The 22,963-nt window shown below is 61.5% G+C and carries 19 protein-coding genes; 8 read left to right on the top strand and 11 right to left on the bottom strand.

The window, feature by feature from the left end:
* Positions 1–8 precede the first annotated feature (8 nt).
* From nagZ to HU748_RS07720, 3 genes are read right to left on the bottom strand one after another with little or no spacing between them, the layout of a single operon-like run.
* Positions 9–1,007: a beta-N-acetylhexosaminidase gene (gene nagZ, locus HU748_RS07730; protein WP_186720080.1), complete on the bottom strand. Its 999-nt coding sequence runs from the start codon at positions 1,005–1,007 to the stop codon at positions 9–11.
* A gap of 25 nt (positions 1,008–1,032) precedes the next feature.
* A complete protein-coding gene (locus HU748_RS07725) occupies positions 1,033–1,554 on the bottom strand; it encodes a L,D-transpeptidase (RefSeq protein ID WP_186719916.1) in 522 nt (173 codons plus the stop codon).
* 40 nt (positions 1,555–1,594) lie between these two features.
* On the bottom strand, positions 1,595–2,308 hold the full coding sequence (locus HU748_RS07720; protein WP_186666311.1) for a TetR/AcrR family transcriptional regulator: 714 nt from the start codon (positions 2,306–2,308) through the stop codon (positions 1,595–1,597).
* A 241-nt stretch (positions 2,309–2,549) separates the two neighbouring features.
* Here HU748_RS07720 and lexA point away from each other — a divergent pair, with 241 nt between their 5' ends.
* Both lexA and sulA read left to right on the top strand, forming a co-directional pair.
* Positions 2,550–3,158, top strand: a complete 609-nt coding sequence (lexA, locus tag HU748_RS07715) for a transcriptional repressor LexA (protein ID WP_054894445.1) — start codon at positions 2,550–2,552, stop codon at positions 3,156–3,158.
* 13 nt (positions 3,159–3,171) lie between these two features.
* Positions 3,172–3,648, top strand: coding sequence for an SOS-induced cell division inhibitor SulA (sulA, locus tag HU748_RS07710; protein ID WP_186666312.1), 477 nt, complete (start codon positions 3,172–3,174; stop codon positions 3,646–3,648).
* A 49-nt stretch (positions 3,649–3,697) separates the two neighbouring features.
* Here the strand turns inward: sulA and HU748_RS07705 are convergent, their stop codons facing one another.
* The 7 genes from HU748_RS07705 to HU748_RS07675 form a co-directional block, all read right to left on the bottom strand.
* The gene (locus HU748_RS07705) at positions 3,698–3,931 is read right to left on the bottom strand and encodes a hypothetical protein (protein WP_186666313.1); all 234 of its coding nucleotides are present in this window, start codon (positions 3,929–3,931) and stop codon (positions 3,698–3,700) included.
* Between the two features lie 51 nt (positions 3,932–3,982).
* Positions 3,983–4,504, bottom strand: a complete 522-nt coding sequence (locus HU748_RS07700; RefSeq protein WP_186666314.1) for a DUF6586 family protein — start codon at positions 4,502–4,504, stop codon at positions 3,983–3,985.
* A gap of 89 nt (positions 4,505–4,593) precedes the next feature.
* Entirely contained in the window at positions 4,594–7,203 is a 2,610-nt protein-coding gene (gene topA / locus HU748_RS07695; protein WP_186708382.1) for a type I DNA topoisomerase, read from the bottom strand.
* 100 nt (positions 7,204–7,303) lie between these two features.
* Positions 7,304–7,555, bottom strand: coding sequence for a DUF1653 domain-containing protein (locus tag HU748_RS07690; RefSeq protein WP_186708384.1), 252 nt, complete (start codon positions 7,553–7,555; stop codon positions 7,304–7,306).
* Positions 7,556–7,634: 79 nt separating this feature from the next.
* Positions 7,635–8,810: an acetyl-CoA C-acyltransferase FadA gene (fadA, locus tag HU748_RS07685; RefSeq protein ID WP_186708386.1), complete on the bottom strand. Its 1,176-nt coding sequence runs from the start codon at positions 8,808–8,810 to the stop codon at positions 7,635–7,637.
* 30 nt (positions 8,811–8,840) lie between these two features.
* Positions 8,841–10,988, bottom strand: a complete 2,148-nt coding sequence (gene fadB / locus HU748_RS07680; protein WP_186666319.1) for a fatty acid oxidation complex subunit alpha FadB — start codon at positions 10,986–10,988, stop codon at positions 8,841–8,843.
* 472 nt (positions 10,989–11,460) lie between these two features.
* Positions 11,461–11,898 (bottom strand): hypothetical protein, encoded by a 438-nt coding sequence (locus HU748_RS07675; RefSeq protein WP_186666321.1) that lies wholly within the window; start codon positions 11,896–11,898, stop codon positions 11,461–11,463.
* Between the two features lie 109 nt (positions 11,899–12,007).
* Here HU748_RS07675 and HU748_RS07670 point away from each other — a divergent pair, with 109 nt between their 5' ends.
* On the top strand, positions 12,008–12,448 hold the full coding sequence (locus HU748_RS07670; protein ID WP_186666323.1) for a universal stress protein: 441 nt from the start codon (positions 12,008–12,010) through the stop codon (positions 12,446–12,448).
* Between the two features lie 60 nt (positions 12,449–12,508).
* On the opposite strand, the gene HU748_RS07665 is transcribed toward HU748_RS07670, so the two are convergent.
* On the bottom strand, positions 12,509–14,440 hold the full coding sequence (locus tag HU748_RS07665; RefSeq protein WP_186719914.1) for an ATP-binding cassette domain-containing protein: 1,932 nt from the start codon (positions 14,438–14,440) through the stop codon (positions 12,509–12,511).
* Between the two features lie 235 nt (positions 14,441–14,675).
* Here HU748_RS07665 and HU748_RS07660 point away from each other — a divergent pair, with 235 nt between their 5' ends.
* The 5 genes from HU748_RS07660 to HU748_RS07640 all read left to right on the top strand — a co-directional run bounded on the left by HU748_RS07660 (position 14,676) and on the right by HU748_RS07640 (position 22,912).
* Positions 14,676–16,604, top strand: a complete 1,929-nt coding sequence (locus HU748_RS07660) for a transglycosylase SLT domain-containing protein (RefSeq protein ID WP_186708388.1) — start codon at positions 14,676–14,678, stop codon at positions 16,602–16,604.
* A 114-nt stretch (positions 16,605–16,718) separates the two neighbouring features.
* Positions 16,719–18,449 (top strand): protein-disulfide reductase DsbD, encoded by a 1,731-nt coding sequence (gene dsbD, locus HU748_RS07655; protein WP_186708390.1) that lies wholly within the window; start codon positions 16,719–16,721, stop codon positions 18,447–18,449.
* On the top strand, positions 18,449–19,285 hold the full coding sequence (locus HU748_RS07650; RefSeq protein WP_186666328.1) for a TlpA disulfide reductase family protein: 837 nt from the start codon (positions 18,449–18,451) through the stop codon (positions 19,283–19,285). The genes dsbD and HU748_RS07650 overlap by 1 nt, the downstream gene beginning before the upstream one ends.
* A 1-nt stretch (position 19,286) precedes the next feature.
* Positions 19,287–20,045 (top strand): thiol:disulfide interchange protein DsbG, encoded by a 759-nt coding sequence (dsbG, locus tag HU748_RS07645; protein ID WP_186666329.1) that lies wholly within the window; start codon positions 19,287–19,289, stop codon positions 20,043–20,045.
* Between the two features lie 104 nt (positions 20,046–20,149).
* Entirely contained in the window at positions 20,150–22,912 is a 2,763-nt protein-coding gene (locus HU748_RS07640) for an RHS repeat-associated core domain-containing protein (RefSeq protein ID WP_186719906.1), read from the top strand.
* Positions 22,913–22,963 lie beyond the last annotated feature (51 nt).

Raw genomic sequence — 22,963 nt, 5'->3', positions numbered from 1 at the left:
CACCCCGGTCAATCCACCAACTGCCCGTCCTTCAAAGCCCCCAGCGCCTCGAGCCAACGCGGCTGCTGACGGTAGTCGGTGCGCGCAAAGCCCCGCCCGCGCATGCCGGCGATACGTGGCGAAGGCCGCACCTTCAAGCGCTGCGCCGCGCTCAGTGCAAGCTCCGCCGCCGCCCGGTCATTGCACACCAGGCCCATGTCGCAACCGGCGCTCAACGCCGCCTCGATGCGATTGGCCGCATCGCCCACCACATGCGCACCGGCCATGGACAGGTCGTCACTGAAGATCACCCCCTCGAAGCCCAGCTCACCACGCAGGATGTCCTGCAGCCAGCGCCGCGAGAAACCTGCCGGCTGGTTGTCGATCTGGGGGTAGATCACATGGGCCGGCATCACCGCTGCCAGTTGCCCACTGAGGCGGGTGAACGGCACCAGGTCAGCCTCGCGCAATTGCGCCAGGCTGCGCTCATCGGTCGGGATCGCCACGTGCGAGTCGGCCTCGGCCCAACCGTGCCCCGGGAAGTGCTTGCCACAGGCCGCCATGCCTGCGGCGTTCATGCCACGAATAAAAGCACCGGCCAGTTGCGTGGCGCGCTGTGGATCGCCCTCGAAGGCACGACTACCAACCACCGCGCTGCGCTGGTGATCGAGGTCCAGCACCGGCGCAAAGCTCAGGTCCAGGCCGACCGCGAGAACTTCGGTCGCCATCAGCCAACCGCATTGTTCGGCCAGGTAATCGGCGTTGGCGTTGTCGGCGATGGCACGCATGGCGGGCAAACGTACGAAGCCCTGGCGCAGACGCTGGACCCGACCACCTTCCTGATCGACCGCCAGGATCAGGTCAGGACGAATAGCACGGATCGAGGCGCACAGCTCGCGCACCTGGCGTGGGCTATCGATGTTACGGGCAAAGATGATCAGACCGGCCACTTCGGGCTGGCGCAGGAGGTGACGATCCTCGGGGGTCAACCATTGACCGGCGATATCCACCATCAGGGAGCCTTGCAGGCTGGCAGTCATAGGGTGTCCTTCATTAAATATCCAGAGAGGCCCATTGCGGGCAGGCAGCCTCGTCTATGCGCACCGGACAATGGAGCGGTACGCGCTCGAACAGATCCGACAGCTCGCGGTTGCGCAGGCGCACGCAGCCATGGGACAACGGCACGCCCAGCGGTTCGCTGTCAGGCGTGCCGTGCAGGTAAATGTAACGACTAAAGGTATCGACTCGACCCAGGCGGTTGACGCCCGGTTCGCAGCCACTGAGCCAGAGGATTCGGGTGAGGATCCAGTCTCGGCCTGGAAATTGCTCATGCAGAGCGCACGACCAGACTTCGCCGGTCCAGCGTCGACTGCGGAGCACAGCCCCTTGCGGCAATCCAGCGCCGATCTTCGCCCTGACCTGATGCAGGCCACGCGGTGTGCAGCCGGAACCCTTGAGTTCACCCGCTCCCAGACGCGCAGTGGAAACATCCAGGCGCACGCACAACGTCCCCCGGAAAAATCCGTAAAGGCGTTGGTCTGCGAGGGAGATGTGCAGGAAATCAAGGTCGGGCATGGGCGCTAGCTTAGCCGAAGCGTCCTGCTGCGCCCAGTGCTCAAGCCTTGGCTGGCGTACCGCTGACTGCGCTCTTGCTGCGTGGTCGCAGTTGCGCGGCCGCCATGGCCTCGTCGGTCACCCCGGTATCGGCACGCATGCCGGCGGCGAGGAACGGCACCATCAGGCGCATGACCTGCTCGATCGAAGTGTTGATGCCAAAATCGGTTTCAGCGATGGCGCGCAGCGCCTTGATACCGGACATGCTGAACGCCGCGGCACCCAGCATGAAATGCACGCGCCAGAACAGCTCGATGGGGGGAATGCGCGGAGCAGCTTCGTTGACCAACAGCATGTAGCGCCGGAACACCTTGCCGTACATGTCTTCAAGGTAGCGGCGCAGGTGGCCCTGACTCTGACTGAAGGCCAGACCCAGCAGACGCATGAAGATCGACAGGTCGTTGTTGCTGCGCGGTTGCACGGCCAGGGCCTGCTCCACCAGCATCTCCAGCAGCTCTTCGAGCGTCGGCTTCTGCTCCGGGCGCGCCTGGCGGCGCTCGAGCTCACGCTCCAGGCTGGCACAGAACGGACCGAGGAAGCGCGAGAATACCGCCTGGATAAGCGCCTTTTTGGAGCCGAAATGGTAATTCACCGCCGCCAGGTTGACCCCGGCCTTGCTGGTGATCAAACGCAACGAAGTTTCCGCGAAACCTCTTTCCGCGAACAGCTGCTCGGCAGCATCGAGAATGCGTTCAACGGTTTCCGATTGGGCCATGACTTATCCGCCTGACAAACAGTTGTTTGAAACATACGTTTCAAGCACGCGCATGTCAAGGTTCGGTGACCCGACGGTCGCCCTTTTTAAAGCGCCGTGGCTCAAGCTGCAAGCCACAAATATCAAGGGCTGGGCACAACGCCTGGCAGATCGCGGCGATTTTCTTGAAGCGTGGAGCTTGCAGCAGCCCCTGCACTGTATATAATCCCAGTCACTGTATAAAAAGACAGAGCCACTCGCCATGCTGAAACTGACGCCACGCCAAGCCGAGATCCTGGCCTTCATCAAACGTTGCCTCGAAGACAACGGTTTCCCGCCTACCCGCGCAGAAATCGCACAAGAGCTAGGGTTCAAGTCGCCCAATGCCGCCGAAGAGCACCTCAAGGCCTTGGCGCGCAAAGGCGCCATCGAGATGACGCCTGGCGCCTCCCGCGGCATTCGCATCCCTGGCCTCGAAGCCAAGCCTGACGACAGCGGCCTGCCGATCATCGGTCGTGTTGCAGCAGGTGCCCCGATCCTCGCCGAGCAGCACATCGAGGAATCCTGCAACATCAATCCAGCCTTCTTCCATCCCCGCGCCGACTACCTGTTGCGCGTCCACGGCATGAGCATGAAGGATATCGGCATCGTCGACGGCGACCTGCTCGCCGTGCACACCTGCCGCGAAGCCCGCAACGGCCAGATCGTGGTCGCCCGCATCGGTGACGAAGTTACCGTCAAGCGCTTCAAGCGCGAGGGCAGCAAGGTCTGGCTGATTGCCGAAAACCCCGAATTCGCCCCCATCGAAGTCGACCTGAAAGATCAGGAGCTGGTGATCGAGGGCTTGAGCGTCGGCGTCATTCGCCGCTGATCCAGGAGGCGTCATGCAGCAGTCCGCCCATTTATCGCAGCCCGCACAATTGCCATTGTTCGAAGCCTTTCTCGCACAGCCGGTACTGCCAGGCCTGAAAAGTCGAGAGGAACCGCGCAAGCCCGGCCAACCTGAACTGTTCAGTGAACTGTCGCTGCGCGGCGCGCCAGGGCACTGCCAGAGCCTTTTGGCCCCTATCCTGCGCGAGCTGAGCGAAGAAGATGATGCGCGCTGGCTGACACTGATCGCACCGCCGGCCAGCCTCACCCAAACCTGGCTGCGTGAGGCGGGCCTGAATCGCGAACGCATCCTGCTGCTGCACCCCGGAAGCAACCAAAGCGCCCTGCAACTGGCCTGCGAAGCGCTACGCCTGGGCCATAGTCACACCGTGGTCAGCTGGCTCGGCAACGTCAATACCAGCATCCGCCAACAGCTCGTTCGTGCCGCCACCTGCGGAAACGCACAAAGCCTGAACATCCGCCTCGGCTGATGTTCAGGCTTTGCCTGTACGATCTGCAATGATGACTCAACTGGCGTGTTCAATGCAGAACACGCGGCCCCTCATCACGCTCGAAGTCGCCTTCGATCAATTTACCTGCCATCTGCACACCAACGCTGAGCATGGCTTTGGCCACTTCTACATGCTGCCCTTGAAGAAATGCCTTGGCATCTTCGGAGAAATCCAGGGTAACCAGCGAACCCTCGTCCTCGGCACGGCGCAGTTCGATCCGGCCATCAGGCAATTCGACAATTTCTAGAAAGGACGTTGACATAAAGGGCCTGCTGTTCACGAAAGGCGAGTAGTGTACCAGCCGCGCAGATTGTCAGCACTCACTCAACGCTTCCCGGAAACGTCTTACAAGCCCTTTGAGGTTCTGCCGCCACTCTTCCAACTGTTCCCGAGACAGCACGATTTCCTCGACTTCATCGAGATTGACGGCCTGAATCAACGGCTGGGTGACATCGGTCTTGGCGACTTTCTTCGCGACCGGTGGTTGGAACAAATCGGCATAAGCCTTGATCAACTGCGCCAGCCAGGTTTGCGGCTGGCGTGCCAGCTCAAGCATCTCGGCCATTTCCGGAATGGCAACGGTCTTCAGCGTTTCATCGTCAAGCAACAGCTCCGCACGGGACGCCTTCGCCTGCGGCAGGCGATAGAAACCAGCAATCTCGTGACACAGCCCGAGCAACGCCCCATACAGATGGAACAACGCCGCTTCGCGCTCAGCTTGGATCAGGCCCTGGGCGTTCATGGCCTGGCTCTGCCCTGCCTTGGCCATGGACTCGAGGGCCAGGCCTGCAAAGAACAGTTTCTGGTTGGTGCGGGTGTAGAGTTCCTGGGCCATTTCGGATGACCTCCCATAGGCAGCAAGGCGAATAGCTGCATCATAAATGATTAGGGCCGCAAAGCGGCCCTGATCAAAACACCGAAGAATCAGCGCTTGTCTTCGACCTTCCACGCCTTGCCGTCGTAGAACGCCTTCCAGCCTGTCGGCTTGCCGTCTACCTCGGATTGCACGTACTGCTCCTTGGTCTTGCGGCTATAGCGGATCACCGCCGGACGACCGTCCGGATCCTTCTGCGGCGCATCGCAGAGGAAGTGGTACTTGGGGTCGATCTCGTGCTTGTGCGGGATGATCTCAAGCACCAATGGCGCACGGGTCTCGCGATTCTTCGGGAACTGGCTTGCCGCCAGGAACAAGCCCGAGGCACCGTCACGCAGCACGTAGGTGTCATCGACCTTCTCGCACTTGAGCTCCGGCATCTCCACCTTGTCCATCTTCGGTGGCGCCGCCTCACCGCTCTTGAGCAGCTTGCGGGTGTTCTTGCACGCCGGGTTGGTGCAACCGAAGAACTTGCCGAAGCGGCCGGTCTTGAGCTGCATCTCGCTGCCGCACTTGTCGCACTCAAGGCTCGGCCCTTCGTACCCCTTGATACGGTAGCTGCCTTCCTCGATCTCGTAGCCGGCACAATCCGGGTTGTTACCGCAGATATGCAGCTTGTGCTTCTCGTCGAGCAGATAGGCATCCATCGCCGTCGAACAGATCGGGCAGCGGTGCTTGCCGCGCAGCACCAACGACTCGGACTCACCTTCGTCATCCGCCGCGATTTCGTCGCCCGGCACCAGGTTCACAGTGGCCTTGCAGCGCTCTTTCGGTGGCAGGCTATAGCCCGAACAGCCGAGGAACACTCCGGTGGACGCGGTACGGATCATCATGGGGCGACCACATTCCTTGCATGGAATGTTGGTCAGGGTCGGCTGGTTGGCACGCATGCCATTCTCGGCGGACTCGGCCGCCAGCAGCTTTCTGCTGAAATCGCCGTAGAACTCATCGAGCACGTTCTTCCAGTCACGCTCACCCTGGGCCACATCATCGAGGTTCTCCTCCATGCCGGCGGTGAAACCGTAGTCCATCAGATCGGAGAAGCTTTCCGACAAACGCTCGGTGACGATGTCGCCCATCTTTTCGGAGTAGAAGCGGCGGTTGTGCAGGGTCACGTAACCGCGGTCCTGGATGGTGGAAATGATCGCTGCATAGGTCGACGGACGACCGATACCGCGCTTTTCCATTTCCTTGACCAGGCTCGCTTCAGTGAAGCGCGCTGGCGGCTTGGTGAAATGTTGGCTCGGATCGAGCTGGATCAACTTGAGCGTCTCGCCCTGCCCCATTTCCGGCAGCACGTCGTCCTCGCCCGGCTTGGCCTGCTGAGGCAATACGCGGGTGTAACCGTCGAACTTGAGAATACGCCCCTTGGCACGCAACTCGAAGTTGCCAGCCGCCACGGTGACGCTCGTGGACAGGTACTGCGCCGGTGGCATCTGGCAGGCCAGGAACTGGCGCCAGATCAGCTCGTACAGGCGCTCGGCATCGCGTTCCATGCCGCTGAGTTTGGTCGGATGGGTGTTGACGTCGGACGGACGAATCGCTTCGTGCGCCTCCTGTGCCCCTTCCTTGCTGCCGTAGACGACCGGAGCGGCCGGCAGGTACTGCTTGCCAAACTCGCTTTCGATGTAGCTGCGCGCCATTTCAACGGCATCGGTCGACAGGTTGGTCGAGTCGGTACGCATATAGGTGATGTAACCGGCTTCATACAGACGCTGGGCCATCATCATGGTCTTCTTTACCCCGAAGCCCAGGCGATTGCTTGCCGCCTGCTGCAAGGTCGAGGTGATGAAGGGTGCCGACGGCTTGCTGCTGGTCGGGCGATCCTCACGCTTGATCACGCTGTAGCTGGAAGCCTTGAGCTTCTCCAGCGCCGCCATGGCCTGCGCTTCGTTCAACGGCTTGAAGGCTTCGCCGTTCTCGCGCGCCACTTCGAAGCGCACCTTGGCGTTCTTCGCAGTACCCAGGTCAGCATGGACCTCCCAATACTCCTCGGGATTGAACGCACGGATCTCGCGCTCACGCTCGACCACCAGTTTCACTGCTACCGATTGCACACGACCGGCAGACAGGCCACGGGCGATCTTGGACCACAGCAGCGGCGAAACCATGTAGCCCACCACGCGATCGAGGAAGCGCCGCGCCTGCTGGGCGTTGACCCGAGCGATATCCAGGTCGCCAGGCTGCGAAAACGCCTCCTGGATGGCCTTCTTGGTGATTTCGTTGAACACCACGCGCTTGTAACGGCTGTCATCTCCCCCAATGGCTTCGCGCAGGTGCCAGGCAATGGCTTCCCCCTCGCGATCCAAGTCGGTTGCGAGATAGATGGTGTCGGCATCCTTGGCCAGGCGGCGCAGCTCATCGATCACCTTCTCCTTGCCGGGAAGGATCTCGTACTTGGCTTTCCAGCCGGCCTCCGGGTCGACGCCCATGCGCGCCACCAACTGGCGCCGGGCTTTCTCCTTTGGCGTCAGCGCCGGAGCCTCACCCGCGGTCTTGCCGCGCTTGGCCGCCGGTTCCTTGGCCGTACTGGCCGAACCGCTGGTGGGGAGGTCTCGGATATGGCCGATACTCGACTTCACCACGTACTGGCTGCCCAGGTACTTGTTGATGGTCTTGGCCTTGGCCGGGGATTCCACAATGACCAGCGATTTGCCCATGGATCGGAGTATTCCTGAATCTGAAGATGAAAAACGCGTCAGGTGCCGGACGCGGCACCGCTATATATAGTGGCAAAAGAGTGAGGTCAAGCGCGGTCGATCACTCGCAGGGCTTCCCGGCCAGTGCCGCAAGCCCCTCTTCGGCCTTGACCAAAGCAAAGCGTGGCACCTGCTCGCCGTCAACCTCGACCGACTCCTGGAACATCGAAAGTGGACGTACCCAGAACCCATAGTCACCATACAGGCATTGGTAGAACACCATCCACTCTTCGCTCTCCGAGTGCCGCGCAACGCTGAAGACACGGTACTCAGGCCCTTTGTAATGCCGGTATACGCCTGGTTGTATCTGCATGCTGCCCACCCTCTTGAACAAATCCTGTAAAAAACAAAAAACCGGGGCACAAGGCCCCGGCTGCTGTTCTGCGAAGCGATCAGACGCGTTCGAAGACAGTGGTGATCCCCTGACCCAGGCCAACGCACATGGTCGCAACACCCAGCGTACCGCCATTCTGCTTCATGACGTTGAGCAGAGTGCCGGAAATCCGCGCACCGGAGCAACCGAACGGGTGGCCCAGGGCGATGGCGCCGCCGTGCAGGTTAACCTTCTCATCCATCTTGTCGAGCACTTTCAGATCCTTCAGCACTGGCAGGGCCTGTGCGGCGAAGGCTTCGTTGAGCTCGAAGAAATCGATGTCGGCGATGGTCAGACCCGCGCGCTTGAGGGCTTTCTGAGTCGAAGGCACCGGCCCATAACCCATGATCGCCGGATCCACACCGGCTACTGCCATCGAACGAATCACGGCCAATGGCTGGATGCCGAGGTCCATGGCACGCTGGCCGGACATGACGATCATGCACGAGGCACCGTCGGTGATCTGCGACGAGGTACCGGCGGTGACAGTGCCACCCTTGGGGTTGAACGCCGGCTTGAGCGCAGCGAGGCCCTCGAGGGTGGTCTCGGGACGAATGGTTTCGTCGTAGTCAAAGACCTTGAGGAAGCCGTTCTCGTCATAGCCCTGCATCGGGATGATCTCATCCTTGAACTTGCCTTCGACGGTGGCCTTGTGAGCCAACTGGTGCGAACGCAGACCGAACAGGTCCTGCTGCTCACGGGTGATGCCGTGCATCTTGCCGAGCATCTCCGCAGTCAGGCCCATCATCCCGGAAGCCTTGGCGGCGTGCAAGGACAGGTGCGGGTTCGGGTCGACGCCGTGCATCATGCTGACGTGCCCCATGTGCTCGACACCACCGACCACGAATACATCGCCGTTGCCGGTCATGATCGCCTGGGCAGCGGTGTGCAGCGCGCTCATCGACGAGCCGCACAGGCGGCTGACGGTCTGGGCGGCGGAGGTGTGCGGGATCGGGGTCATCAGCGACGCCATGCGCGCGATGTTCCAACCCTGCTCCAGGGTCTGGTTGACGCAGCCCCAGATCACATCCTCGACTTCCTTCGGATCGACCTTGTCGTTGCGCTCCAGCAGCTTGCTGATCAGGTGCGCCGACATGTCTTCGGCGCGGGTGTTGCGGTGCATGCCACCCTTGGAACGGCCCATCGGCGTGCGACCGAAGTCGACAATCACCACGTCTCTTGGATTCAGGCTCATATCAATAATCTCGCTCTAGCTCGTGGCCGTTCAGTTGAAGAAGCGCTGGCCGTTCTTGGCCATTTCACGCAGCTTCGCAGTCGGGTGGTACAGCGGACCCAGATCGGCGTACTTGTCGGCCAGGGCAACGAACTCGGCAACACCGATCGAATCGATGTAGCGCAGCGCACCACCGCGGAAGGGAGGGAAACCGATGCCGTAGACCAGGCCCATGTCCGCCTCGGCTGCAGTTTCGACGATGCCATCTTCCAGGCAGCGCACGGTCTCCAGGCACAGCGGCACCATCATCCAGTTGATGATGTCCTCGTCACTGACTTCACGCTGCTCGAAGATCACCGGCTTGAGCACGTCCAGCACGGACGCGTCGGCGACTTTCTTCGGTTTGCCGCGCTTGTCGGTTTCGTAGGCATAGAAGCCCTTGCCGTTCTTCTGCCCCAGGCGATTGGCTTCGTACAGGGCGTCGACGGCGGAGCGGCGATCGTCCTTCATGCGATCCGGGAAGCCTTCAGCCATCACGTCGCGACCATGGTGGCCGGTGTCGATGCCGACCACGTCCATCAGGTAGGCCGGGCCCATCGGCCAGCCGAACTTCTCCATGACCTTGTCGATGCGCACGAAATCGACGCCTGCGCTGACCAGCTTGGCGAAGCCGCCGAAGTACGGGAACAGTACGCGGTTGACCAGGAAGCCCGGGCAGTCGTTGACCACGATCGGGTTCTTGCCCATCTTCTTGGCGTAGGCCACGGTGGTGGCGACCGCCACTTCACTGGACTTCTCGCCACGAATGACTTCTACCAGCGGCATCATGTGCACCGGGTTGAAGAAGTGCATGCCAACGAAGTTTTCCGGACGCTTGAGGGCCTTGGCCAGCAGGTTGATCGAAATGGTCGAGGTGTTCGACGCCAGAATCGCGTCTTCCTTGACCTGCCCTTCCACCTCGGCCAGCACCGCCTGCTTGACCTTTGGGTTCTCGACCACGGCCTCGACGACGATGTCGACGTTGGCGAAATCGCCATACGACAAGGTCGGGCGAATGGCGTTGAGTGCCTCGGCCATCTTCGCCGGGGTCAGGCGACCTTTCTCGACGCGCTTGCCAAGCAGCTTGGACGCTTCGTTCAGGCCCAGCTGGATGGCTTCTTCACGGATATCCTTCATCAGGATCGGCGTGCCCTTGACGGCCGACTGGTAGGCGATACCGCCACCCATGATGCCGGCGCCGAGTACGGCAGCCTGCTTCACGTCACGAGCGATCTCGTCATGGGCCTTGGCTTTGCGCTTGAGCTCCTGATCGTTCAGGAACAGGCCGATCAGGCTCTCGGCGACCGAGGTCTTGGCCAGCTTGGCAAAGCCTGCGGCTTCGACTTCCAGGGCCTTGTCACGGCCAAAGTTGGCGGCCTTCTGGATGGTCTTGATGGCTTCGACCGGAGCCGGGTAGTTCGGGCCGGCTTGACCGGCGACAAAGCCCTTGGCGGTTTCGAAGGCCATCATCTGCTCGATGGCGTTGAGCTTGAGCTTCTCGAGCTTGGGCTGACGCTTGGCCTTGTAGTCCAGCTCTCCGCTGATGGCGCGCTTGACCAGGTCCAGGGCACCGGCCTGCAGAAGCTCAGGGGCGACCACGGCATCGACGGCGCCCACTTTCAGGGCGTCTTCGGCGCGGTTTTCCTTGCCCGAGGCGATCCACTCGATGGCATTGTCCGAGCCGATCAGACGCGGCAGGCGAACGGTGCCGCCAAAGCCCGGGTAGATGCCCAGCTTGACTTCCGGCAGGCCGATCTTGGCGCTGCTGGACATGACGCGGTAATCCGCCGCCAGGCACATTTCCAGGCCGCCGCCCAGGGCGATGCCGTTGATGGCCACGACGGTTGGCACCGCGAGGTCTTCGAAGTCGCTGAAGATACGGTTGGCTTCCAGGTTGCCGGCCACCAGCTCGGCTTCGGGCAGCTTGAAATTGTCGACGAATTCGGTGATGTCGGCACCGACGATGAACACGTCCTTGCCGCTGCTGACGATCACACCCTTGATGGAGGCGTCGGCCTTGATGGTGTCTACGGCCTGACGCAGCTCGTTCAGGGTAAGGCGGTTGAATTTGTTGACGGACTCACCCTTGAGGTCGAACTTCAGTTCGACGATGCCGCTTTCAAGAGCCTTAACCGTGATGGCTTTACCTTCGTAAATCATCAACTGATCTCCACGATATGGAAGCTGAACTGTACACGCCGATCACTGGCAGGAAGGCCGGCTTTACGCCCCTCCCCCAGGCACACCCGTCAGCGCGCTAGTCGGGATTCTGTACGAGCGATGTGAACATACAAACGCTCAATTCATACGCCCGTTTGATTTGGGTACGCACACATTCTCCGAAAAGGTCGGCGTTGTCAAATGCTCGAAAGCACCCGGAAAACGCGACTTTCCAGTCATTTTGTAACACCAGGGGATAAAACATGATGACAGTGATTGTCGATCATTCATGTCGACGATCGGCCAATGGCTGGTGGGGTCAGTTGCGCTGCCAGCCTGCTGATTTTTCATGTGCACATTGGAGACAAGGGTCTACACTGCCCTCGAATCGAATGTTTTCCCGGCCTGCCTGGCCAGCTTCACCACTGTGGGATCAGGGTTGCCCTGCTCCCACTTTTTTTTTGCGCATGCCTCAGGCGAGGGTTTCGAGGGTGTGGGCAATATCCTGCAATACAGATTTTTCGCCGCGCTCGCTCCAGTACAAGGCGATCATGCGGGTATCGGCCTCCACCTTGTAGACACTGGCCGGCAACCGCGCAAAACACTCCGCCAGACGTGGCTCCTGGCAGGGTTCGCGCCATTTGTTCCACCACACGCCCGGGCTGACCTGCCAGTAGCACCAGCTATCCTCTCGCCCCTTGCGCCGCCCGCGGTAGTACTGTGGGCACGGGCTTGGCGGTTGGTTTTCCAGCCAGTGCGGCCACTCCTGGGGCGCCAGTTGCATGGCCAGACCCATGCGCCGCCCCTCCAGGCGCAGGCTCATCTGTTCGCTCTGCTTGCGCGACGGTCGCAACCAGGCCAGCGGGCTGAGAATCAGCGCAAGGATTGACACCACCAGCCATACCGTCATATCTGTAGTTCCCATAAAGCGTTGCAAATGAGCGGGTTAGTCTTTTTCACGCAAGGCCTGCCAGAAAGCGACCATACTTTCACTATTGCGATTGTCAGGAGTGCCGCTCATGTCCTACGAACATCTTCTGGTTGCCGTCGACCTGACCGAAGAATGCGACCCAGTGATCAAACGTGCCATGGCACTGGCGAAACCGTCGAACGCCAAGGTCTCGCTGGTGCATATCGTCGAGCCGATGGCCATGGCATTTGGTGGCGACGTGCCGATGGACCTGTCGCAACTGCAGCAACAGCAGTTCGACCAGGCCAAGGAACGCATGGATCGCCTGTTCAACAAATATCCAGACATCAATCGCGGCGATTCGCACCTGACCTACGGCCAGCCGCGCCAGGAAATCCACCAACTGGCCAAGGATCAGAAGTGCGACCTGATCGTGGTCGGCAGCCATGGCCGCCATGGCCTGGCGCTGCTACTGGGCTCCACGGCCAATGACGTCCTGCATGGAGCACCGTGCGATGTGCTGGCGGTGCGGTTGCAGAAGAAAGAATGATATAGCCCGAGCCGGCCCTATCGCTGCGACTTGTCCCGCGATAGGGCCGGCTCGATCGACTCAACCTTCCAGCTCGGCCCAGCGCTCGACCAGCACATCCAGCTCAGCCTGCAACGTCTCGAGCTTGGCCAGCACGTCCGACGTTTCGCCAATCGGCCGCTGATAGAAGCCAGGCGCATTCACCTCTTCCTGCAGCACCGCCATCTTCTGCTCCAGCGCATCGATCTGCCCAGGCAGCATCTCCAGCTCACGCTGCAGTTTGTAGCTCAGCTTTTTCTTGCTGCTGTCGGCCACCACAGGCGCCACGGGCTCCGGGGCGACCTCTACCGCAACCTTCTCGACCACCGCACTGTTGAGCTTGGACTTGCCGCCCTTGCTCTCGGTCACGCCCAGCAGCTTCGGCGAGCCCCCCTGGCGGATCCAGTCTTCATAGCCACCCACGTACTCACGCACCTTGCCCTCACCCTCGAACACCAGGGTGCTGGTGACCACGTTGTCGAGGAAGGCCCGGTCGTGGCTGACCATCAGTACCGTACCCTTGAAGTTGGACAGCACTTCCTCAAGCAGCTCGAGCGTCTCGACGTCCAGGTCGTTGGTCGGCTCGTCCAGCACCAGCAAGTTGGCCGGTTTGCTGAACAGCTTGGCCAGCAACAGACGCGCACGTTCACCACCAGACAGCGCCTTGACCGGCGTGCGTGCACGCTGAGGGCTGAACAGGAAGTCTCCGAGGTAGCTCAACACGTGGCGATTCTGACCATCGATCTCGATGAAGTCGCGACCTTCGGCGAGGTTGTCGATCACCGTCTTCTCGAGGTCGAGCTGGTGACGCATCTGGTCGAAGTAGGCCACCTCCAGCTTGGTGCCGCGATCGACCTTGCCGGCGGTCGGCTCCAGGTCACCCAGCATGAGCTTGAGCAGGGTGGTCTTGCCGGTGCCGTTGGCGCCGAGCAGGCCGATGCGGTCCTGGCGCTGCAGGACCATGGAGAAATCCTTGACCAGCTTCGGCCCCTGAGGGTGCGCGAAGCTGACGTTTTCCAGCACCATCACCTGCTTGCCGGACTTGTCGGCGACCTCGATCTGGATGTTCGCCCTGCCCTGGCGCTCGCGACGCTCGCTGCGCTCCACGCGCAGGGCCTTGAGGGCACGCACACGACCTTCATTACGGGTACGCCGGGCCTTGATGCCCTGGCGGATCCAGACCTCTTCCTGGGCCAGGCGCTTGTCGAACAGCGCATTGGCGGTTTCCTCGGCGGCCAGCGCAGCCTCCTTGTGCACCAGGAAGCTGGCGTAGTCGCCGTTCCAGTCAATCAGCCCGCCGCGGTCCAGCTCGAGGATCCGCGTGGCCAGGTTCTGCAGGAACGAGCGGTCGTGAGTGATGAACAACACGGCGCCGTTGAAGCCGCTCAGGGCCTCTTCGAGCCAGGCGATGGCACCGATGTCCAGGTGGTTGGTCGGTTCGTCGAGCAGCAGCAGGTCAGGCTCGGACACCAGGGCCTGAGCCAGCAGCACGCGACGGCGCCAGCCGCCGGACAGCTCGGCGAGGGTCTTGTCGGCCGGCAGCTGCAGGCGGCTCAGGGTGCTCTCCACGACCTGCTGCAGACGCCAGCCGTCGCGGGCCTCCAGCTCGTGCTGGACATGCATCAGCTTGTCCAGGTCGGCATCATTCTGGATGTTCTGGCTCAGGTGGTGATATTCGGCGAGCAGCGCACCGACGCCGTCGAGGCCCTCGGCGACCACATCGAACACACTGCGATCGTCGGCCACCGGCAACTCCTGCGGAAGCTCACCGATCTTCAGTGCCGGCGCACGCCAGATTTCCCCTTCGTCGGGCTTCTGCTCACCCTTGACCAGGCGCAGCATGCTCGACTTGCCGGTGCCGTTGCGGCCGATGATGCACACCCGCTCACCACGGGCGATCTGCCAGGACACTTTGTCCAGCAGCGGCATGGCGCCGAACGCGAGGGACACATCGCTGAATTTGAGCAGGGTCATGATCATCTCCAAAAACCGGGCGCGCATTCTACCTGACTTTCACGCCTACTTCGCCCCTGCGTGACATTCCAGATGCGATGACGGCGCGCGCTTGGCGACGCGTGGTCGGCGTTAACGATTCGATACAAGCCCAATGCTTTCATCCACCGCCGGCAAACGGCTAAGCTAAGGAAACAAGATTTCAACAGTGCTGGCTTCGCCGTCACTTTTCATGGTTCAACTGCCCGGACGTATCATGCGCAGCCGCCTGTTCCAATTCGTTTCCTGCCTGGTGCTCACCGCCACGACCGCGAGTGCTGCACAGGCCATCGACATCACCCAGCAGCGCCAGTACTACGACGAGGCCAAGCGTGCCCTCGCCAAAGGCGACAAGGGCCCCTACCTGCGCTATGCCCAAGCGCTCAGCGACTATCCGCTCACACCCTACCTGGCCTACGACGAACTCACCGCGCGGCTGAAGACTGCCAGCAACGAGGAAATCGAAGGCTTCCTCGCCAAGCACGGCGACCTGCCCCAGGCCAACTGGATGAAACTGCGCTGGTTGCGCTGGCAGGCCGAACGCGGCGACTGGAAGACCTTCGCCAAATACTATGACCCGAAGCTGAACTTCACAGAACTGGACTGCCTCAACGGCCAGTACCAGTTGACCAACGGGCTGCGCGCCGAAGGCTTCGCCACCGCCGAAAAACTGTGGAACGTCGGCAAGTCGCAACCTGCGGCCTGCGATACCCTGTTCGGCCTGTGGGCCGCAGAAGGCCAGCTCACCGAGGCTCGCCGCTGGCAGCGCGCCAAACTGGCGGCCGAGGCGCGCAACTACAGCCTGGCCAACAACCTGGTGCAAACGCTCACCACACTCGGCCCACAGGGCAAGCTGCTGGTCGACGTGGCGCAAAAGCCCGAGCTGCTCAAGCAGCCTTCGCGCTTCACCCCGGTCAACGAGGCGATGTCCGATGTGGTCAGCCTCGGCCTGCGCCGCCTGGCGCGGCAGGATCCCGAGCAAGCCATGGCACTGCTCGACGACTACGCACAACGCATGCATTTCTCCCGCGACGAGAAGGTCGCCATCGCCCGCGAAATCGGCCTCACGCTGGCGCGGCGCTACGATCCGCGCGCCCTCGACCTGATGACCCGCTACGACCCGGAACTGCGCGACAACACCGTCAGCGAATGGCGCATGCGCCTGCTCCTGCGTCTCGGGCGCTGGGAAGAAGCCTACGAACTGAGCCGCCGCCTGCCCCAGGATCTGGCCGACAGCAGCCGTTGGCGTTACTGGCAGGCGCGCAGCCTGGAGCTGGCACAACCGAACAACCCGCAGATCCCACTGCTCTACAAGAATGTCTCGCGTGAGCGCGACTTCTATGGCTTCCTTGCTGCCGACCGCGCGCAGACACCTTACCAGCTCAACAACAAGCCTCTGGTGCTAAGCCAGCAGTTGATCAACAAGGTGCGCAACACCCCCGGCGTGCGCCGCGCCCTGGAGTTCCACGCCCGTGGCCAGATCGTCGAAGGGCGCCGCGAGTGGTACCACGTCAGCCGCCACTTCAACCGTGACGAAATGGTCGCCCAGGCCCGCCTGGCCTACGACCTGCGCTGGTACTTCCCGGCCATCCGCACCATCAGCCAGGCCAAGTACTGGGACGACCTGGACATCCGCTTCCCGATGGCTCACCGCGATACCCTGGTACGTGAAGCCAAGGTCCGCGGCCTGCACTCCAGCTGGGTGTTCGCCATCACCCGCCAGGAAAGTGCCTTCATGGACGATGCCCGCTCGCCGGTGGGCGCCAGCGGCCTGATGCAACTGATGCCAGGAACCGCCAAGGAGACCGCGCGCAAGTTCAGCATCCCCCTGGCCTCACCTGCGCAGGTGCTCGATCCGGACAAGAACATCCAGCTTGGCGCCGCCTACCTGAGCCAGGTACACGGCCAGTTCAACGGCAACCGCGTGCTGGCGTCGGCCGCCTACAACGCAGGCCCCGGTCGCGTACGTCAGTGGCTCAAGGGCGCCAAGCACCTGAGCTTCGATGTCTGGGTCGAGTCGATTCCGTTCGACGAGACACGTCAGTATGTGCAGAACGTGCTGTCCTACTCGGTGATCTATGGCCAGAAACTGAACGCACCACAACCGTTGGTGGACTGGCACGAGCGCTACTTCGACGACATGTGACCCGACCAAGGCCCTGCCGGGACAACCGGCAGGGCCTCATGTCGAACCGGGTTAACTTTCGGTTAATCAGCCTGCTCCAGCATGGTGCACTCAATGCACTGCCAAGGCGTCGACATGCGTGTTCTCCTGCTCTTCCTGACATTCCTGCTCGCCGGCCCGCTCCAGGCCAACCCCTTCGCTCCCAAGTCGGATTTCCTGCCGGTGAACCAGGCTTTCGTCCTGAGTCAGGATCGCCTGCCCTCCGGGCAGATGCGCCTTTATTTCCAGATCAAGGACGGCTATTACCTCTACCAGAAGCGCCTCAAATTCGACGGCATTCCCGTCGATCAGCAACCGCAACTGCCTCCTGCCCTCAACCATCACGATGAGTTCTTCGGTGATAGCGCCGTCTACCGCACCGAACTCCAATTGCTGCTGCCCGCCAATGCCACTGGAGAACTGCGACTGGGCTGGCAGGGCTGCGCCGATGCCGGGCTGTGCTATCCACCGCAAACCACGGTGATCGACCTGGGCGGCCAGCCTGCGCTCTCTGCGCCAGCCGCAGCCGACAGCGGACAAGCCAGCGACCAGGCCCTGGCCAGCGGCCTGCAACACAGCAGCCTGGCCTGGAGCCTGCTGGCCTTCTTCGGCCTGGGACTGCTGCTGGCGTTCACCCCCTGCTCCCTGCCGATGCTGCCCATCCTCGCCGGACTGGTCATGGGCAATGGCGCAAGTGCCCGACGCGGCTGGGTGCTGGCCGGGGTCTATGTATTGAGCATGGCGCTGGTGTACGCCGCCTTGGGTGTGGTCGCGGCATTGCTCGGCGCGAGCCTCCAGGCGTGGCTGCAACAACCTTGGCTGTTGGGCAGCCTGGCGGGTCTGTTCGTGTTGCTCGCCCTGCCGATGTTCGGCGCCTTCGAACTGCAACTGCCCGCCGCCGTGCGAGATCGCCTCGATCGTGCAGGTCAGGGAACACGTGGCGGCAACCTGTATGGCGCAGCGTTGCTTGGCGCGCTCTCTGGCCTGCTGATGGGGCCGTGCATGACCGCGCCACTGGCCGGTGCCCTGCTCTATATCGCCCAGAGCGGCGATGTGGTGCAAGGCGCACTGGTGCTGTTCAGCCTGGGGCTGGGCATGGGCGTACCGCTGCTGCTGTTGGTCACCCTGGGCAACCGCTACCTGCCACGCCCCGGAGCCTGGATGAACCTAGTCAAGGGCGTGTTCGGCTTCGTCTTCCTGGCCATGGCCCTGTACACCTTACGCAGCCTGCTGCCCGAGCCGCTGCTGCTGGCACTGGTCGGCGCCTGGCTGATTGCCCTGGCCTGGGCGGCCTGGCCTGCCCTGCAGCGTCTACCGGCGCTGCGCGCCCTACCGTTACTCGGTAGCCTCTGGGGTGGCCTGCTGCTGGTCGGTGCCGCCGCAGGAGGCAACGATCTCTGGCAACCGCTGCAGCCCTTCACCGGCGGCGGCACGACAACCGCCGGTAATGTCCACGATGCACGGGTCATCACCGTCAACACCCCACAGGACCTGCAGCGTGAACTGGATGCCGCCAAGGCACGCAACCAGTGGGTGCTGGTCGACTACTACGCCGACTGGTGCGTATCGTGCAAAGTGATGGAGAAACAGGTGTTCGCCCGCGGCGATGTCCAGGTCAGCCTCGACGGCGTGCAAATGCTGCGCCTGGACGTCACCGCCGACACCCCTGCCAGCCGCGAATTGCTGCAGCGCTACCAGGTTCCAGGCCCGCCCAGCCTGATCTGGATCGGCCCGGAAGGTGACGAGCGGCGCGCCCGACGCATCACCGGTGAAATCGACGCCGCTGCATTCCTGCAACACTGGGCCCAGACCAGGAGTCAAGGCTGATGCTGACGGTAACCTTGGGGCCGCTGACGATGGCCTTGAACCACCTGCTGTTGCTTGCAGCGTTGGGCATCGCCTGCCTGGTCGGCTGGTGGGTCGCTCGCCGTGGCGGCGAGAGCCCCGAATCGGCGCTGTTCAACCTGTTTCTGGTCGGGCTCCTCTGCGCCCGTGCGGGCTTCGTCCTGGAGTACTGGGCGATGTACCGCGATGACCCTGTGCAGATCATCGACATTCGCGATGGCGGCTTCCAGCTCTGGAGTGGCCTGGCGGGACTCATCGCTGCTGCCTTGTGGCAGGGTCGCCGCCGACCGGGGCTGCGCCGCCCGCTGGGCTGGGCGCTGTTCAGCGGCGCACTGTTCTGGGGGCTGGCGAGCCTGGGCAGCCACCTGTACAGCAAAGGCACCGAGCTGCCCGAACTGAGCCTGCAAAACGCCAGCGGCGAATCGGTGGCCCTGCACAGCTACCGCGGCACACCACTGGTCATCAACATCTGGGCCACCTGGTGCCCACCGTGCAGGCGTGAGATGCCTGTGCTGCAACAGGCCCAGAGCGACTACCCCGACGTGACCTTCCTGTTCGTCAACCAAGGCGAAACACCAGAGAGCGTCAGTACCTTCCTGGCCACGACCGGCCTGAGCCTGAATCACGTGCTGTTCGACGGCAGCGGGCAACTGGCGCAACGGGTCGGCTCCATGGCCCTGCCCACCACCCTGTTCTACAACGCCGAGGGACGCCTGGTCGGCAGCCACCTCGGCGAGCTATCCCGCGCCAGCCTGCACAACGCCCTGGAGCCTTTAGAGCGGGCCGTAGCGCCCGCCCCCGCCGCACAAGGAAAATGACATGCGACTGACTGCTCTCCTGCCCCTCTCCCTGGCCCTGCTCGTCGCGCCCCTGGCGCAGGCCGAGCCCTGGCCAAAGGCGATCCAGCAGATGGAAGCCAAGGGCGCGGTAATCAAGGGTACTTTCGACGCGCCCAATGGCCTGCGCGGTTATGCCGCCGAGTACCACAACAACGGCATCGCCCTGTACTTGACGCCCGACGGCAAGCACGTGCTGGTTGGCAGCCTGTTCGATGAGCAAGGCCAGGACCTGAGCGCCGAACCGTTGGACAAGTTGGTCTACACACCGATGAGCAAGGAAATCTGGGCGAAGATGGAAAAGACCGCCTGGATCCAGGACGGCAAGACCGATGCGCCACGTATCGTCTACCTGTTCAGCGACCCCAACTGCCCGTACTGCAACATGTTCTGGCAACAGGCGCGGCCCTGGGTCGAGTCGGGCAAGGTGCAACTGCGCCATATCATGGTCGGCATCATCCGCCCGGACAGCCCGGGCAAATCCGCAGCGCTGTTGTCGGCAAAAGACCCTGCCAAGGCACTGCAAGACCACGAAAGCGCCGGCAAGGCCAGCACGCTCAAGGCGCTGGACACCATTCCCGACGCGACCCAGAAACAGCTGGCAGTCAACCAGGCACTGATGGAGGAAATGGGGCTAGGTGCGACACCGGCGATCTTCTATCAGGATGAGCAAGGGCAACTGCAGAGCCAGCAGGGTGCACCGCGGCCGGAAATGCTGGGGAAGATACTCGGCAAGCGCTGAATAACAAGGCTCGCTGACGGGTACCTGATAATTCTGTCAGGTGTATGCAATCGGTTGCGAAACTACACTGACGAACACTACTGAATCGTCATTTGGTCATGCCCATGTTCAACGCCGAGCATCGACATCATTCCGGTACCCCACATGCCTCCGTCAGTTCCAGTCGCGGTCATCCCGTACTGGAACTGTCACTGCTGCGTCAGCCTGGTGAAAGCGGTTCACCCAGGCTTTTGCGCAGTCGGGTCCAGATACAGCCCGAACAACGGAGCACCTCGATATTCGGGGCTCGTCCACTGCGCGCAACGCCCGAAGCCACGCTTCTTGCCAATGCCACCAGCATCGTCACCCTGGGCGGTCAGGTACTGGCGCAACAAACGGTGGACGATGACCGTACCCTGAGTTTCAACGATATTGCCGGGCAACCATTGTGGAAGAGCAACGCCCAAGGCACTGTCACTCGCACCTTGTATACCTCGCCAGAAGAAGGTGGTCGACCACAAGCAGTTCTCGAACAGCCCTGCGCGGGCGCTCAGCGCCAGCGCGAGCGTCTTCGGTATGGGCTCGCCGACGCCCCGAGCCGGTTGCGCAACCTTGCCGGACAACTGATCGAACATCATGACAACGCTGGAGTCACGACGACTGCCGCCCTGTCACTGACTTCCCAGCCCCTGGAAACCCAGCGTCGCCTTCTACAACCCTCGGCCAGTCAGCCAGACTGGGCACAAGGCAGTGAAGACGAACTGGAACAACAGCAGTGGTCGAACATCGCTCGACATAACGCGTTGGGCGAGCTACTGAGACAGACCGATGCAACCGGTGTAATCACGCATCACACCCATGACCTCAGCGGTGAGGTATGCCACACCATACTGCAGCACGACAAACGCTACGCTGTGCTGCTCGACACCGTGCAGTATCGCGCCGATGGAAAAATGCGGGTAAAGATCACAGGTAATGGTGTGGTTCAGACCTGGACTTACTCGCAGCGCAGCAACCTTCTCAGCCGACACCACATCGCCCGTCCCGTCGATCATCCGTTGGGGCCGTTGTCGATCAGCGACTTGCATTATCACTACGACCCCATTGGCAACATCACCGTCATCGACGATATGGGCGCCGCCCCAGGCTGGCATGACAACCAGCACATCACGGCGCGGCGTGAATTCAACTACGACAGCCTGCAACGCCTCACCTGTGCCACAGGTCGTGAGCGCGCGTCAGTCACCAGGTTCGCGGCGCGGGCCTTTGCCAGGTCCGACCGCCAGGGAGGCACCGTATGGACTCGTTACACAGAGCACTTCAGCTATGACGACGGCGACAACCTGACCCGCCTCAGTCATAACGGCGGCGCGGGCTCGCGCACACGCCACCTGAAAGTTGCCGCCAACAGCAACCGGGCACTGCCCAAAGATCATCCGCTTACCCCAGAACAGGGGTTTCTGGCGGGCGGTCTGCAGAAGCAACTGGATGGCGGCAGGCCCCTGATATGGCAGGCGGACAATCAACTGCATCAGGTGGTCATGGTCGAGCGACCAGGCGAAGACAACGATACCGAGCACTACCACTACGCCAGTGGCGGAGTACGCTCACGCAAGGTGAATCGGACCCGGCGATCAAATGAAGTGGCTTTGACCGTTACCACCTACGTGCAGGATTGCGAAGTGCGCATCAGGATGCTGGAAGGTCAGGAACAACCTCGGCAACATATCGCCATCAGCCAGATTCAAGAGGTGCGCTGGATATCGGATCGCACCAATGAACGGTGCTATTTGCGCTACGCATTCAGTGATCACCAGAACAATGTGGGTGGGGAAACCGACGAGCAAGGCCTGGTGGTATCACGGGAAGAATATGCACCGTTCGGCGCGACGACAGGTGTCGATGAGGACGGTATTGAAGTCGATAGCTTGCAACTGCGCACACACCGTTATTCGGGAAAAGAACTCGATGCCAGCGGACTTTACTATTTTGGCTGGCGTTATTATCTATGCGCCTTCGGTAGATGGTTGAGTGCGGATCCTGCAGGACTGGTCGACGGTTTGAATCTTTTCTGCATGGTGGGTAACAACCCGGTCAACAGGCGCGATCCCATAGGGCTGGCCGCCGATGACCCGCTCGAGGATGCCAGGAGGATCATTATGCTAATGATCCTGGCTGCGAACGGCTTGACGGCCGGTGCCGGAGGGTATTCGTTGTATAGCCTGCAGCTTGAGCCAACCACGCTCGCGCGGAATGCCGCAGAAGGGTCACCAACACCTGCTGCCACTTTTTGGCGTACTTACAAAACAGCGTTTGAGGGTAATAATGGAAGGTTAAGTGCCTTGGCTTCAACTCTCAGATTCACGGGGGTCTTAACTGCGATCATCACTTTGATAGGTGCAGCAACGCAGGCATATCCAGAACTCGTATTGCTTGGTATAACTTTTTTCAATATTTTATTTAATACCAGCGCCACGGTCTTTACAACCAGGAGAGCCATTAATATCACCAACACACGACTTGCCAATATGCAAAACAGCAGCGATGACCAAGCAGAAGCAGGGCGTGTGAACGCTGAAGCAAATCCGACACCGGAACTCACCTCCGCCGATACTCCTCCACCTCCACTTGCAGTTGAATCCGACCTATCTGCACCTATACAAACACTTACTGCCCGGCCAATACGTGAAGTCGCCCCAACAGGGGAGCATATCCCTCTGCAAACAATAACGACAGAAGCGAGGACCACTGCAAACGCCCGTCCGAGCGAAGCTATCGTCGAGATTGATGAATCGCCTGGTGGGGCAGCCAAGCAGCGACCCACTAAGCGCAACAGCTTTATATCTGCTAATAACTTACGCAGAAAACCTTCCACTCAAAATAAATGAAAGCACTGACTAGCCCAAGGGTTGGACACTGATCCAACCCTTGGCACAGCC

Source organism: Pseudomonas sp. RW3S2 (assembly GCF_014268955.1).
Taxonomy (GTDB): Bacteria; Pseudomonadota; Gammaproteobacteria; order Pseudomonadales; family Pseudomonadaceae; genus Aquipseudomonas; species Aquipseudomonas wayambapalatensis.
The sequence above is the reverse complement of the archived record's forward strand: the minus strand, read 5'-3'. Positions and strand labels throughout refer to the sequence as shown.

Coding starts and splice junctions, on each gene's coding strand:
- HU748_RS07725 (WP_186719916.1), bottom strand. CDS start 1,554: ATGCCCGACCTTGATTTCCTGCACATCTCCCTCGCAGACCAACGCCTT.
- HU748_RS07720 (WP_186666311.1), bottom strand. CDS start 2,308: ATGGCCCAATCGGAAACCGTTGAACGCATTCTCGATGCTGCCGAGCAG.
- lexA (WP_054894445.1), top strand. CDS start 2,550: ATGCTGAAACTGACGCCACGCCAAGCCGAGATCCTGGCCTTCATCAAA.
- sulA (WP_186666312.1), top strand. CDS start 3,172: ATGCAGCAGTCCGCCCATTTATCGCAGCCCGCACAATTGCCATTGTTC.
- HU748_RS07705 (WP_186666313.1), bottom strand. CDS start 3,931: ATGTCAACGTCCTTTCTAGAAATTGTCGAATTGCCTGATGGCCGGATC.
- HU748_RS07700 (WP_186666314.1), bottom strand. CDS start 4,504: ATGGCCCAGGAACTCTACACCCGCACCAACCAGAAACTGTTCTTTGCA.
- topA (WP_186708382.1), bottom strand. CDS start 7,203: ATGGGCAAATCGCTGGTCATTGTGGAATCCCCGGCCAAGGCCAAGACC.
- HU748_RS07690 (WP_186708384.1), bottom strand. CDS start 7,555: ATGCAGATACAACCAGGCGTATACCGGCATTACAAAGGGCCTGAGTAC.
- fadA (WP_186708386.1), bottom strand. CDS start 8,810: ATGAGCCTGAATCCAAGAGACGTGGTGATTGTCGACTTCGGTCGCACG.
- fadB (WP_186666319.1), bottom strand. CDS start 10,988: ATGATTTACGAAGGTAAAGCCATCACGGTTAAGGCTCTTGAAAGCGGC.
- HU748_RS07675 (WP_186666321.1), bottom strand. CDS start 11,898: ATGACGGTATGGCTGGTGGTGTCAATCCTTGCGCTGATTCTCAGCCCG.
- HU748_RS07670 (WP_186666323.1), top strand. CDS start 12,008: ATGTCCTACGAACATCTTCTGGTTGCCGTCGACCTGACCGAAGAATGC.
- HU748_RS07665 (WP_186719914.1), bottom strand. CDS start 14,440: ATGACCCTGCTCAAATTCAGCGATGTGTCCCTCGCGTTCGGCGCCATG.
- HU748_RS07660 (WP_186708388.1), top strand. CDS start 14,676: ATGCGCAGCCGCCTGTTCCAATTCGTTTCCTGCCTGGTGCTCACCGCC.
- dsbD (WP_186708390.1), top strand. CDS start 16,719: ATGCGTGTTCTCCTGCTCTTCCTGACATTCCTGCTCGCCGGCCCGCTC.
- HU748_RS07650 (WP_186666328.1), top strand. CDS start 18,449: ATGCTGACGGTAACCTTGGGGCCGCTGACGATGGCCTTGAACCACCTG.
- dsbG (WP_186666329.1), top strand. CDS start 19,287: ATGCGACTGACTGCTCTCCTGCCCCTCTCCCTGGCCCTGCTCGTCGCG.
- HU748_RS07640 (WP_186719906.1), top strand. CDS start 20,150: ATGTTCAACGCCGAGCATCGACATCATTCCGGTACCCCACATGCCTCC.